At 29.0% G+C, this 14,274-nt stretch carries 5 protein-coding genes; 4 read left to right on the top strand and 1 reads right to left on the bottom strand.

Annotation, left to right across the window (positions count from 1 at the left end):
- The first annotated feature begins 480 nt into the window (after nt 1-480).
- From VB796_RS21595 to VB796_RS21580, 4 genes are all read left to right on the top strand, one after another.
- Entirely contained in the window at nt 481-1,392 is a 912-nt protein-coding gene (locus tag VB796_RS21595; protein WP_323348669.1) for a hypothetical protein, read from the top strand.
- Between the two features lie 30 nt (nt 1,393-1,422).
- Nucleotides 1,423-2,667: a hypothetical protein gene (locus tag VB796_RS21590; protein ID WP_323348668.1), complete on the top strand. Its 1,245-nt coding sequence runs from the start codon at nt 1,423-1,425 to the stop codon at nt 2,665-2,667.
- Nucleotides 2,668-2,670: 3 nt separating this feature from the next.
- Nucleotides 2,671-11,691 (top strand): hypothetical protein, encoded by a 9,021-nt coding sequence (locus tag VB796_RS21585; RefSeq protein ID WP_323348667.1) that lies wholly within the window; start codon nt 2,671-2,673, stop codon nt 11,689-11,691.
- Between the two features lie 180 nt (nt 11,692-11,871).
- On the top strand, nt 11,872-12,438 hold the full coding sequence (locus tag VB796_RS21580) for a recombinase family protein (protein ID WP_323348666.1): 567 nt from the start codon (nt 11,872-11,874) through the stop codon (nt 12,436-12,438).
- 43 nt (nt 12,439-12,481) lie between these two features.
- Here the strand turns inward: VB796_RS21580 and VB796_RS21575 are convergent, their stop codons facing one another.
- Nucleotides 12,482-14,272 carry a hypothetical protein gene (locus VB796_RS21575; protein ID WP_323348665.1) on the bottom strand — a complete coding sequence of 597 codons (1,791 nt, stop codon included), beginning with the start codon at nt 14,270-14,272 and terminating at the stop codon, nt 12,482-12,484.
- Nucleotides 14,273-14,274 lie beyond the last annotated feature (2 nt).

Below are 14,274 nucleotides of genomic sequence, written 5' to 3'. Positions count from 1 at the left end.
ATCATTCAAAGATGAAAAATATTCACAAGTTATTCTTATCACAAATATTTGATTTACATTGAAAAACTAACTTATGGTCTTGAAAGATAATTGCAAGGAATTTACTTTTATTAACCAGTTTTGATAAGAAAAATTAAAAAAACTTAGGAAAAAGATGTGGTGAAAATTACCGAATAATAAGATTTTTACAATAAATACCTTTTTTTCTTGGAATATTACTAATTTAGATTTCATTTCTTACGGTAATCCTTCAAATACCTTTAATATACTGTTTCACCTGAGATTTATAAAGCACGAAACATTCATTTATTTCTAATTTTAAAAGTGCAGGTAGATACTCTAACTTCCTTTGTTCAAATTTAAGATTTTGCAACAAATAGTCTCATTAAATTCAAGACATTTTCTAATTTGAATACAATTTGAAACTCAATTTTTTAATAATACTTATCTCATTTTTTCACATTTAATAATATTAACAAAATGGTAAATCTCCTTAAAATAATTCCGTCTCTTCTAATTTCAGGTTTGATAGGAGGGCTTGTTTCATATTTTGTAAATTTTAAAAATCTCAGGTTATCTCCCGAACCGAAAATAAATTTATTAACCGAGGGAGATATGACGGAAATATCCTTTTGGGGTAAAGCCTACGAATTTATTAGAGTGCATTGGGAATTTTTTGCGTATATAATTATAGGTGTTGCTGGAGCAATGCTTGTTCCATTAGTAGATGCACTAATTGATGGATTAAAAGGACTTCCGAATTTAAGAATCAAAAGTAACGACATAACACCTTGGGAAACGCTCATCCTATTTGGGTATGGGTTTGTTTTTGCATACGGAAGTAATAAATTTTTTATAAGTATAATAGATTTAATTTTGGGTAGGATAACTTCTTTAAACACTCCCCCTCCAACTAATCAAAAAAATTTATTAATTATTAAACCTGCGACAATAGGGGAACATAAACCAAATGTTGCCGAGGTCGATGCTACTGCATCTGGACCATTTAATAAAGTTATTTCAAGAGGCTCGGATGAGTTTAAGAATTTACAAAAAAATGAAAACCCTAAAATTGTATTTAAGAGTGAAGAACCCAATCCAGATGATGACAAGATGATGACCCAAAATCTAAAAGAGAAGGTTGATGAGTTAGCCGATTTGGTCGAAGCTAAATGGGGAGTAACGATAAAATTAAGAATAGTAGAAGCATGGGATGGGCAAATGGAACACTCTTCAAAAAGCCTTCATTATGAAGCAAGAGCGGTAGACATTACTACAAGTGATAAAGATAGCAAGAAATTGGGTGATTTATTTGATCTTGCAGTTACTGCTGGATTTGATTGGGTTTGGTATGAAGATGCTTTACATATTCATGCTTCTGTAAAGAAATAGATTTTACTCATTAATTTCAAAAATCTGATTATGAAAAATTATATCTTAATTCTCTTTCTTTTTACATTTAATAAATCATATTCTCAATGCAGCTTTAGAATAAAAACTTTGGATTTCAAAAATGGGAGTATTGATTTTATTTTACCGCCTAAATCAAACCTTGTTTTGAACGAAAAAGGAGTCTTCCGTAAAAATTTGAGGTATCATTCTATTGAGGTGGAAAATCTGAATAGTAATTATTATGTAAGTCTCAGCCAACTTGATAAAGCTATCTATTGCCACACAAAAAAAACAAAAATACTTGATAGTAAAGAGGGTAACATATCTACTGTGACCTCGTTCTGCAGAATCCAATGGAAGAATTCGGGATTCATATTAGAAATTGACTATAATGATTTTTTAGATAAGTCACCAGATTCAATTAAAAAATTATTTGAGGATTTATCTAAAAAATTACTTGTTGAATTTGCAAAAAAAGAAGTTCAAAATACCTGGGCAACAAGTATATGCCAGAATATAATAGAAAAGATTTTTGAAGTAATTCCGATTCCAGAAGAGGCTTCTCTCGCAAGGTATATAAGTGAGTACGATGTTTCCTATGGACATTCGTTTATTTTGTTAAATTCCAAAATAAAATTAAGAGTAGATGCCGTAGATATCGATACAGCAATAAATGGAAATTGGAGTTACAGATTAATAGGTACTTCAATGATTTCAATATATAGAGATAAATGGGGAAGAATTATCCAAAATCCATTTCATAATTTTCAAAATAAAGGTATGCCAGATAATTTGATAAATAATGATGGGAAAATTGTTCTCCAGGCATCCACGGAAGACATACAATTATCGAATACACTTAAAGAGTGTGATTATATATTTTTGTATCAAAATAACTTAAAAAAAAATAATAAAAGTTCATCCCCAGGGGGATGTAATTCATCTTCTGAAACAAGTACTGTTAACTGTAATTCTCAATTATGGCATTTTAAAAAGAATAGTATCTCCCAATTTTATTTGAATGATGATCTTAATTTTTCGTCTGTTAATTATATTTCATCTTTTGGTTTACGAAATGTAATCTACCCATTAATAGAGATAGTGGTTAACAACAAATATGTGTCCATTCCAATAGGGATAAATTTTAATCAATTGAAGCCCCAACTCTCAATAACTAACTCGACAAATATTTTTCGTTATTGGAATGGGAAATATAAAAAAATAAATTTAAGAAATGAATCAATTTTACTACCCAGTGATAAAATTCAATTTTAGAAAATGGAACTAAAACAAATTGCTCAGAATAAAAATTTTTATCTTCCTGTTGATTTTGAGGAATCAAAGTATTTTATTTTTTCGGAGGATATTACAAATGATACATTCGATTTTCAAAAAGCATTTAAGAACTATGCTTTTAAATTCCTATTGATTTTTTATAAAAATGATAATCCTGTTTTTGATAATAATTTAAAAAATCAATTATTGGTTAAGGTACAGAGTGGGAGGGGGATATTCTGGATAGATTTTTTAGGGAAGTCAAATATTGATTTATCACCATCAATGGCGATATTAAATAAAAATCAACTTGTTCAATATAATAATATATCTTTTGGTAAAGATGAACATATTTTAGAATTAACCAATTCTAATGAAGTTGGGCAAAGCAGTAAGGCAATCATTTCATTTGATAATACAAATGAAAGCCTGTTATTTAATGTAGAGAATGATAAGAAACATCGGTTAGCATCAAGAACTCTGCAAAATGAATATGTAGAGTTTATAATTCCTCTAAAAAAACAAAAAACTATTTTTAATCTCTTTTCAAAAATATCGGAAAAGTGTATTGGTTCAATATGTTTAAAATTTATTAATCTTTCCGAGAGGATTTTTATCCAGCCACAAACGGCACTATTAACCAAGTCAAATTTACATCATTTTGAATATTTTGAAAGAAGTAGTTTTGCACCAAATATGACGATGCTTGGCATAATCTATCCCGTGCTTGAATTCGACCAGAGCAATGATGAATTTCGCTCCTATTTAGAGTTATTTCCTAAAAATGACCTAATAAAAACTAATTTTCTTGACGAACTTGGCAATAATTTTACGATTAAGAGGTCTAACTCATTACTCTCAAAAATCACTTTTGTCAACGCTAATCCGACTACTTTAAATAGAAGAAACTTCTTTTTTTCGCCGTCAGATGGTGAAAAACTAACATTAATTTCAAAAAGCTCAAAAAAACTTTTGGCTGGTAAATCTGGTACAGAACGTTTCGAGGACACAATTATTAAGTTTACAACAATTGATAAAGTTAAATTTAGTGAAAATAATAAAGGAGAAGTAATCGAGGAAGCAATCGGAGGTTCCATAACTTCTGTCGCTATTATTGATGGCAAAAAAGGATATTTCTTAGATGCTGAAAAAGCACCCTATTTCAGCAATGAAAAAGAATCTAAATATAAAGCAATAAAAGTAGGAGATGCCAATAATCAAGTAATTTCCCCAATCATCCCAACATTAGAATTTAAAAATAAAAAAAGCCTTTCAACCTTAGAGAATTTATTAGTTAAAAGACGAATTGCTACTTATGCAAAATCTGATACCGATTTAACAAAAAAAATCTCCCCACAAGGTTTTCTCAAAGAAGGGAACAACTATAATTTTATAAAAAATGATAATAATAATCCTGCATTATTAGCAAAAAATATTGCTGCGGGAACAAAAACTCCCCAATTTAAAGTAGATACCAAAGGAGATTTAGCTTTTCAGCTTTCAATTTCAAAAGAGGATGTTTTCTTTGTGCTTACTCCAAAGTTGATTAAAAATGTTACATTGGATATATCCGTTTACTTCAAAATAAGAGAATTTGGGGTAGATTTATTTGATTTTGTGCAACATAGTGAGTTATCAGATACCCATGAGGAAAAAATACTAATTTTCAAATTCAGTAGTAAAAAAATTAATGAATTAATTGAAGATGTTAGCCTTTGGAGCAATTTTGATGGTTCTAATGCTGGACAATCAAATTATAGAAATGGATTAGAAGATATTAAAAATTCAATAAAAAATAATATTACACCTGTCCCTGATAATATTAAAAATAATAATAATTGGAATGGAGTGTTAATACTTAACGTGCCAATTGCAGATAATAAAGATTTGCCATCTATATTTAATGGTTTACTCGCCTCACAAAGTATAAAAAAATCAGAAAACCCTTCAAGCGATTTATCAAAGCCATTAGAGTTTAAAACAGGATTGAAATTTCAATACGTAGCATTCCCAGTCAATAAAACTTTTGTTGATGCTACTACTTCAACGGTTAGTATTCAATCAACGTCTTTTAATGGATTAATAGATTATGATGTTTTAAAAGAAAAAGAAGACTTGAATCGTGTTACAAGTTATTTCAATATAGCAAGTAATGAATACAAATTTATATTATCCAAACTTAAAATAAACTTCGAAAATTCTGAAATAAGAGAATTTAACTCAACAGCCTTATTAAAAATCTCCAAACTTTTTGATGATGATGTCATAATTGAAGGAATAAAACTGTCATCTGACGGGGAAAAAATAAAAAACTTAATAAAATTAGATGGCAAGTATCAAAAAAATAGTTCTAATCAAGATGAATTTACCTTTATCCTTAGTTCGAAAATTAAAATTAATAATGTAAGCACTATTATTAAAAAAATCTCTATTGAGAAACTCCTTTTTGGTGTTGATGTAACTGAAAAGAATAAATACCGATTTGATATTGATGCTGATATAGATTTTAATAAAGATATCATAGGGAATATTCTATCGTTTGAGCAATTATCTCTTCAAAATATAGGCTTAAATTTTGAATTAAAACCTTTAAAGCTACCTGAAATTAATTTTGATTTGTCAAAATTAATCCCACTACCAAAAATAAAATTCGATGGGAAGGGCTTTTTAAGTAGTTTTCCAATCAAATTTAATCATTTTAGAACCTTTCAATTCAAAAAAGAAATTGGAAAGGAGATTGAATTTAAAAGTCCAGACTTTGATTTTCTAAAAATTAGTGACTTTAATATTCCAACAATTGAATTAGGTAACCTTTTCTCTTTTGTATTTGATTTAGACTTAGGTACATTAGGTGATTTAGCATTACTTAAAGCTTTGAAAGGCAAGTTACTGGTGAGCTGGTCATTTAAAGGAGGCCTGGTTTTAGGTTTTAAACTTGATGGACCCAAAACTGATTCCATCCACATTGATTTTGGAGCGTTTAAATTTGATGTTGATAATTTTGAACTTTGTAAACTAAAAAATGATGACCAATATTTTTTAAAACTTATAAATCCAAGGCTAACTCTTTTTGGTACAGAGTTACCAACCAATAAGGAGGCAAAGTTAAATGCCTTAATCTTTGCCAATCCCCTTATCGGAAGTAAAGTCGCTTGGTTAGTCACCTATATGGAAGGCACAAATCCAATTATAGAAAAAAATAAATTAAGGCTTGGTGTAGGCCAAGGTATCGGTATAGACAATGTTCCTAATAATGTCCAAGGTGCAATTGATAAAGTGAAAAATATATTTAAACCTGATATCAAATTTTGTGATGAAAAAAATATACCACCAAATATTTACAAACCCGAACGCAACTGGCTCATAGCATCAGATGCAATATTACCTGCTGATTGGCCTGTTGACTTTAAATTTATTTTTAATGATCCAGATTTGTATGGGGCATTTATAGGTATAAAAGGCAATGGGGACAAAAATTTATTTTCTTTAGAAATTCTTTATAAAAAAGTCTCCGATAATTTAGGTGTTTATTCTACTGATATACAGCTACCTGATTCTATTCGAAATATTGACGCAGGTGGAGCGGCAATAACAATTCCAAATATAGGCATTGACATTTTTACAAATGGAGACTGGAAAGTAGATATTGGTTTCCCGAGAGGTATTGATTGGAGCCGCTCGTGTTTAGTTCAAATTCGTCCATTTGTAGGGTGGGGCGGATTATACTTAACAGCCCTTCGTACAGCTTCTTTGACATTATTTGGAGATAGGCTTCCAAAAGACAATGACAAATATAATATTATCCAATCTGGTATTGCTCTGCGGATAGGAATTGGAGCGTACATAAACAAAGGCATTTTCTATGCTGGAGCCTCAATAAGTGTATATGGAATCTTAGAGGGGGCATTTGCATTTGATAAAGATAAATCTGGACTTAGCAAATTATTGCCAGAACACTTTGCATTACAAGGTAGAGTTGGAGCAAGAGCAGAAGTGATAGGGTACATAGATTTTAGTATTATTAAGGCTTCAGTACAAATAATTTTGCAAGTTGAAGTAGGATTTTTATTCATGCTTATTAGTGGCAAAATACAGTCTGTACCGCTCTATATAGAAGGTCAAGTAAGCGTAAGTATTGAAATCACAATTGCTTGCGTAAGCGGATTTGGTTTTAGCTATTGCATAAGAGTGAATTTAAGTTTTGAAACTACAATTAGATTTTCCTATACATTAGGTAGTAGTAGTAATACTACGAAAATTTTAAACGAACGTACTTTAAATGAATCTAATTTTAATAAAAGTAAATTTGTAAAACTTGCAAGTCCAATAACTATTAAGCTCGGTGAAATTCCAATTATTTATGTTCCTTCATTTACCAACTCTTCAGAAGGCAAAAAGTTAATTCATCAGTTTGCAATCAACATCTTTGGTTACTTTAATAATGAAGGTAAATTTAAATTTTCAAAGGAAAATATTTTAAAAACACGTATTATAAAACCAATTTTTGAAGGCATCATAGCGAGCGGGCGAAAAGATTACGATTCGATTCGTAGTGTATTATTAGGAGGTATTGAAGGTTCAAAAACAGATATCAATATTTCTTATACACCTACAATATTTGTCAATACTAAAATAACAGATGAAGATTTTATTGAACAAACCTATGGATTTGGAAAGGATGAATTTACAAGTTTCTCGAAAGCAGTTATAAACAATGAATGTCAGACGAATCCAGCTAATTGCCCTTATAGAGTTATTACAGCACCTATTACATCAATAATCAATGTGATAGATAAAAAAAATAACGAAAATTTCACAACAACTTCAAGTGGCTTTACCATAAAATACTCTAACATTATTAATGGAGAAGAATCAAAAATAATCAAAAGAGAAGGTGGGTTTTCGGACACACAAATCAGTGCATTCGAAGGGCAATTTGATAATTATATGTCTCAGGCTTTTATAAGGGATAAGAATATAAAATTAGCAACAAAAGATAATGATCTGAGAGAAGACTTTATTATAAGAGATTATTTTAAACTTATTGGGTTGTTAGTTTTGGAAGAATACTATAATTTCAGAGTAGATGAAGAGAATAAAAACAGCTCTAACTTCAATCCACAAATTGAGTTAACTAAATTAATAGATGGTGATGGTAAATGGGATTTAAATGAAAACCTTGATGGCATCATTGGTAAGTTAAATTATTTTTATAATAACGGGTTACGTTTTGGAGCAGGATTGGACTCAAGGGCATTTTATGATTTACTTTTACAAACTTCAAAAGTTGATAGCTTAAAAGATCTTTCTCAAACATCAAAAATTGAAATTATTAATAATGTAAACTTTGGTAAATCGATTGACATATCCAAGGAAATTTTGAGTCAAAATTTTGTTGCAAATGGTAGGGATAAAATCAATTTTGATTTCAATAAACTTGTCGCTGAATTTGGTGAATTTAAGGATGAAGAACCTTATGAATTAGTAAATTTAAGAATAGGTATTACGAATAGTCAATATAAAATCGGAAAAAATGATGCAGCACGGATGTTTGAAATACCAAATCGACTCAGAAGACCCGAAAGACCCGAATTAAAAAAGGGCTTGAAGTATACATTAAAGTCGATAGGATTAAACGATAGTAAATTTGAAACTGCTGCAATTATTTCAGATTTTAGCTCATGTACCAATGTAGAATTAATAGTAAAACCGTTCATTGAGATTGATGCTACCCAAAAAAATATAATTAAAATTTTGGAATTTGCCAATGTTAGGATTCAAGATTTAGAATTAATGAATAGAATAAAAGAAAGTGAGGGTTCGTTTAATTCTATTAAATTTTATCTTAAAATTCAAAATAACGATAACACTCTAAATCTAATTGATTTAGACGCAAATGACAGTAAAATTACAATTATAAAAACTAATCTTAGTCCAAGAACTTTTCCGCCTATCGTTATTGAAAATAAAATTAAATCGGTACAAGTACACGATTTATTTATTGCAAAGTCAGACGAGCCTCATTTTAAGACACTTTTATGGGAAGGAATGACTACTAATAATGGGGGTTATTTTTTGAAATTAGAAAACCCAATTGATAATAATGTTATTCCAATTAATAGTCAAATTTCAAATCAAACAATAATTATTTCTTTTGAACAGAAGAATGAGGAATTTAAAGTATTTAATAACTTCCTAAAAATTAATAATTCAGGTAATTTATTTTCAAAATTAGACGCAGTAATCAGTAAAGAATGTCTTTTTTTAGATGAAATAAAATACAATGGTCAACAAATTCAAGAATATCATTCTACGATTCCTGCTCATTGTTTTAACTTTCATATTGACAGAGTTATTAATAAGGCAAATGAAAAATTAAGCACACAATATTTACCAGTTGAGTTTTCTCTGTTTGATGACAAAGGTAAAGAAATTCTTCAAAGAGATAATATTATACCTTTGATGCCCCAGCAGAAAAAAGAAGAGCCAGAAAAACTATTTTATAAGCACATTACTCCTATTACAAAAGGTGTAAATCGCTATGATGCTGTTGGAAAGAGGTTTAAGCTAAAATTTGGACTTCGTGATATTTTTGGTTTCAGAGCTTTGAATAACATAGGAGAAATTAATCATACTCATCTATATTTTGATAAGTTAATTTCTTTGGATTCATGGCCACTTACAAAATTTTCTTATTGGTTAAATTCAATTGATACTAATAAGCAAAAAATCAAATGGGATTTTAAAGCTTCTATAATTTTTGAAGAAGTTCTTGATTTGGCTGGAATAGCACGGAAGTCAGATGGAAAATATACTGATGATGATTTCAAAGAAATCAATAGAGTAATTGGGGAGTACTCTGAAAAAATAAACACAATCAAAGATCAAATAGACGATAAGCGAGTTACAGTTTTGGTTAATGATTCGGGAAATGGTACTATTCAAAAATTCCTGCAGAAAATTATAACTGAGTTATTAAATGGTTTAAGTTTAATCAAAACTAATAAAGTAATTCCCAAGAGTAATAACCAATCAGCTTTATTAGAGTTTGATTTAAAATCAGAATTAAGACAAGAACTAAAACTTGAAATAAAGATTGAAAGACCCAAAGACTACTGTGTAAGAACGAATGATACTGATAATGTTTGGGATGATAAGTTTATCAGAGAAGTAAAAAGTATAATTAAATTAGAAAAAGAGCCTTCAACAGCACTCTTGGAGCAGGATATAAAAATAAAATCAAATGCCAAATACTGTATTGGTATTGGTTCGGATGGGATTGGAAATAAGCAATTATTTCTTATTGATAAAACGATTTTGATTAAAGCAATGCCTAAATCAGATTCATTTTTAGATAAAAATGGGTTTATCGGTATTAAACCTTACAGTAATCAATTATGGTCTGGAACATATAATCGTACTATTACAGGAATAATAGACCCTTTAATTGAATCTTTCAGTAATATTGATTTAGATAGTAGTTTGCGTATAATTTTATCAAAGGTAGATGAATTGCTTTCTGCAAAGTCAATAAGTAAAATAGATTTAATACTGCTTGAAAGCCTAATAAATTCTAAAATGATTCTCTCGAGCGAAGGAAATGAACTTGATTCCAAAACTGAGAAACTAAGCGAAGAAAAAGCTATTAATGTAATTGAATTTAAAAACCTTTTGAAAGAACGACTTTCAAATTTTTATGATTATGATGGTATTATTAATGTTTCAATGAAAAACATCATAGAATCAAAATTGGGAGGATACCGTTTTACCGTTAGTGCAGACAAAAGTCCAACCGATTATAAAATTTTTATGTCAAAGTTAGACTTCATTGATTTTAAGAATCCAAAAGATTTTACATTACTTTTTGACTTTTTAGGCAATAATAAAATATCAAGAAGCACTTTCACTACTTACGATTTTATAATAAACCCACAAATTACTCATATTGAATATGATATTGATATTATTAAAGAAACAGACGATATCGAAAAATCAAATTGGATTCAGTTAGTTACTCCTTTTAAATCTAATATGATTTATGAAGTAAAAAAATTCCCTAAAATAATTCGAGAATTCCCATCTAAACCAAGTATTATTAAAACAGAAATTATTACTAATCCTCTAACTGAGTGGTCAAAAGCTGCCGGTGCTTGGAATCTTAAGTTTGGTATTGATGATAATAATGATATTTATCAACCTGGGGATAAACTATTGTTATCTATTGAAACTAAGAGTTTAGAAAACAACCTCAAAGATGCAGATGTCGTAGAAAAAAGAGATTTTAAAGCCTTCATTGCTTATTGGTCAAAACAAATAGTTTTGACGGATGAAAAAGGAGAAAGTTTATTTAATCAAGAACATTTTATAAACTCACTTAAAAAAGAATTAACCTTAGATGTTAATAATTTTTCTGAATCAAATGGTGTTATTTCAAAAGTTGTTGAGAAGAATATTTTTGAATTTGAAAAGCAAGGAAATAATCGATGGAAATTAGTACGTTCTTCAAGTAATAACCTAAAAATTGTAGTCGATATTCCAACGCAATCTGTGGATATTGGTTCATTTGTAATTGAAGGTGCGAATATATTCACAAACCAAATTGTAGCTATGCTTCCAAAAGTATTAATAAGACGAAATGATAATGTAAATAATTCAAACTTTAAGTACCAAACTGAAGAAGTAAAAGCTCCAAATTTTATAACAGTTTATATACAACACTTGAATAGAATTAACATTAAAAAAGGAACAACATTTGATAAAGAAGTATTTGGAATAATTAATAAATTCCCGTTCAAGACTTCTGGAAAATATTTAATAAATATTGAGGATACCTTGTTACCAATAATTCCTGTTTTGCAAGCAGAATTTAACACTGGAGATATTTTCGAAAGCCGTGATATACAGTTTAAGGATTATGATACTGAAAATGGTTTTCCAGCATACTCTTTAACACTTTACAACCCAAATAGTGGAGAAAATGAACTGCCTGTTTTTTATGCGGATTGTATATTTAAATCTAAGTAATTTTTAAAGTAAATCGAGAGTGTTTGAGGTGTAATTTCCCGTCTCATATAACGACCGTTTTATGAGATTGAAAATCAATAAGGTTTAATTATAAATTTATATTATTTTTTAGTCTCAAATTGTTATCTTGTGAAACAAAATCAAAATAATAAATTATCGATGAGTTAATGAGACAAAATTATGAAGATAGGCTATGCACGAGTTTCGACTCAGGACCAAAATTTAGATTTACAAATTGACGATTTAACAAAAATAGGATGTGAGAAGATTTATCATGAAAAAGCATCTTCTGGAAAAGAGCGACCTCAATTAATGAAAATGGTTGAGAATCTTCGAGAGGGTGATTCGGTGACGGTTTGGAAGTTGGATAGATTGTGTAGGTCATTAAAAGAGTTGATAAATCTTGTTGAATTATTTCAGGCAAGAAAAGTGAATTTTATCTCCATCAAAGATTCTATTGATACATCCACTGCACAAGGGCGGTTATTTTTAAATATTTTTGGTTCATTAGCAGAATTTGAAAGAGATATTATTCGTGAACGAACCAAAGCTGGACTTTCAGCAGCAAAAGCTAGGGGCAGAACAGGTGGAAGAAAAAAGGGATTGACTCCTGAAGCCACAAAAAAAGCAGAAGCCGCTGTAATGTTATACAAACAGAAAAAATCAGCCGATGAAATTGCGGGAATTATTGGCGTAGGAAGGGCTACCGTTTATAGATATTTAGCAGAGATGGATAATGAACGGTAAGTATAAAATATTGAAAATCAATAGTATTATTATTTTTAAAATGTTACAGAGGGTCAGTAACAGGTTTATCATCAAAAAGTAATGTTAAGAAAATACCACTAAATAATGCAAAAGCGGCAGTTAAGAAAAGGAAACCTGGAAATAAATATAAATTACATTCAATAAGTGGCAATCTATATTTATACAAAACTTTATACTCTTTATTTTCGCTCAGTGAAAAAGTATCAATTTTTGTAAATAATTTCTTTTTATCGTTATAAAAAGTATCTTGTTCTATCTTAGAAAAATTATTGATTAAACCAATAAGCATTGCTTTTGACTTGTTTAACGTTCTTTTTTCATCTATTTTTAATGGATGAATTGGGCTTTCTGACAGTTTACTATATGACTTAATTAATTTTTCTAAATCTCCCTTTTTATTATCATACTCATTTAATGCATTAATGTGTTCTCGAACAATTTTTGTTTCAAGAAAATCAGAATGTGTAAAATAGTTTCTTGTTAGGAAGCTCATTCCAAATAACCCTATAAAGAGGGAAAGTAGAAAACCAAATCCAATTACATTTGCAATTTTTCTTATAATGTAGGTTTTAAGAATCAGCATTGTATTTCTTTTAATCTCAAAGTATAGATACAAAGAAGAGGCAAATAAAAAGAAAACTCCAGCAAGTAATCCATCTGGATAGAAAATCGTATCAAATCGATACTTCCAAAAATCCAGGGTTGATAAAAAGGCTATCCAACTTGTTAATAATGCCATCTGAAGCCTTGGCATAATTATATTAATTGCAAACGACTTAAAAAACGAGGCGAATAAAATTGAAGCACCAAATATTGATGAGACTAATATGATAGAATATAATACAAAAGGTAATGTATTATATGAGAACGAAATGAAGGCTAATATGAAAATTATAATAACTAAAATAACCGTTACTCCTATTGATTTGCTTTTTAGGGGAAGGGTGCTTAAAAAAAAACTGAAACTACGATAGACTTCATAGTTTTTGACTAACCAGTTTGAGATTTTTCGCTCTAAATTAATTTTATCTTTTTCATCAAGTAAATCTTCGCATTTATATAATTCTTTAAAATCTTTATCACTAATTATTTCTTCCAATTCATCTTCTGCAATAGCAAGCCATTCTTTCTTGTTCTTTTCCTTAGAGAAATATTTATAGTTTTCAGTATCTGTTGTAAATTCTATAAATTTAATTCCAGATTCTACATACGATTTTTTTATCTGAGTTAAATGGTTGTCTTCAAAAAGGTCTTTTTTTTGTAAATAATCGTACTTCAGGTAGATTCCTTTAAAAATTTTATTACTGTCTAAATAACTTTTAATTTCCAAGAATAATGAAGATTTATGAAAAACTTTGGAATGATAAAAATCTTCAATAAAATCAAGAAGCAATTTCTTATAGAAGTTTTTTCTTATGTTTTTATGTTTTTGTTCGTCATTACCATTCTGTGTATGAAAATCATATTCGATTGAAAAGGAGTATTTTTTTTGTTCATCCCAAATAAAAGAAGAATCAAAATTATGAACTAATTCTCTCTCATAACATTTGATAATTTCATTTGAAATCTCACTCTCACTAATTTGCAAAATTGGAATAGTAAGTAGTTGAAAACTCCCAAAGCGTGATTCGTCGTTTTTTCCAATAAAATTAAATTCGATTGTTGACTTTTTAAAAACTACGGATATTGGAAATTTCTCAATATCCGTAGTTTTATTTTTATTACATAGCTCCAAGTATCTAAAAATATAGATCCCGTTGTTAACGTCAAAAATAGTTTCATTATCAGCTTTAAAGAAATGCCCTTGATTCATTT

Source organism: Arcicella sp. LKC2W, assembly GCF_034931005.1.
Classification (GTDB): Bacteria; Bacteroidota; Bacteroidia; order Cytophagales; family Spirosomataceae; genus Arcicella.
This window is presented reverse-complemented; position numbering and strand designations above follow the sequence as displayed.

Excerpts from the sequence above, each read along its gene's own strand:
- VB796_RS21585 (WP_323348667.1), top strand. The coding sequence starts at position 2,671 with ATGGAACTAAAACAAATTGCTCAGAATAAAAATTTTTATCTTCCTGTT.
- VB796_RS21590 (WP_323348668.1), top strand. The coding sequence starts at position 1,423 with ATGAAAAATTATATCTTAATTCTCTTTCTTTTTACATTTAATAAATCA.
- VB796_RS21575 (WP_323348665.1), bottom strand. The coding sequence starts at position 14,272 with ATGAATCAAGGGCATTTCTTTAAAGCTGATAATGAAACTATTTTTGAC.
- VB796_RS21595 (WP_323348669.1), top strand. The coding sequence starts at position 481 with ATGGTAAATCTCCTTAAAATAATTCCGTCTCTTCTAATTTCAGGTTTG.
- VB796_RS21580 (WP_323348666.1), top strand. The coding sequence starts at position 11,872 with ATGAAGATAGGCTATGCACGAGTTTCGACTCAGGACCAAAATTTAGAT.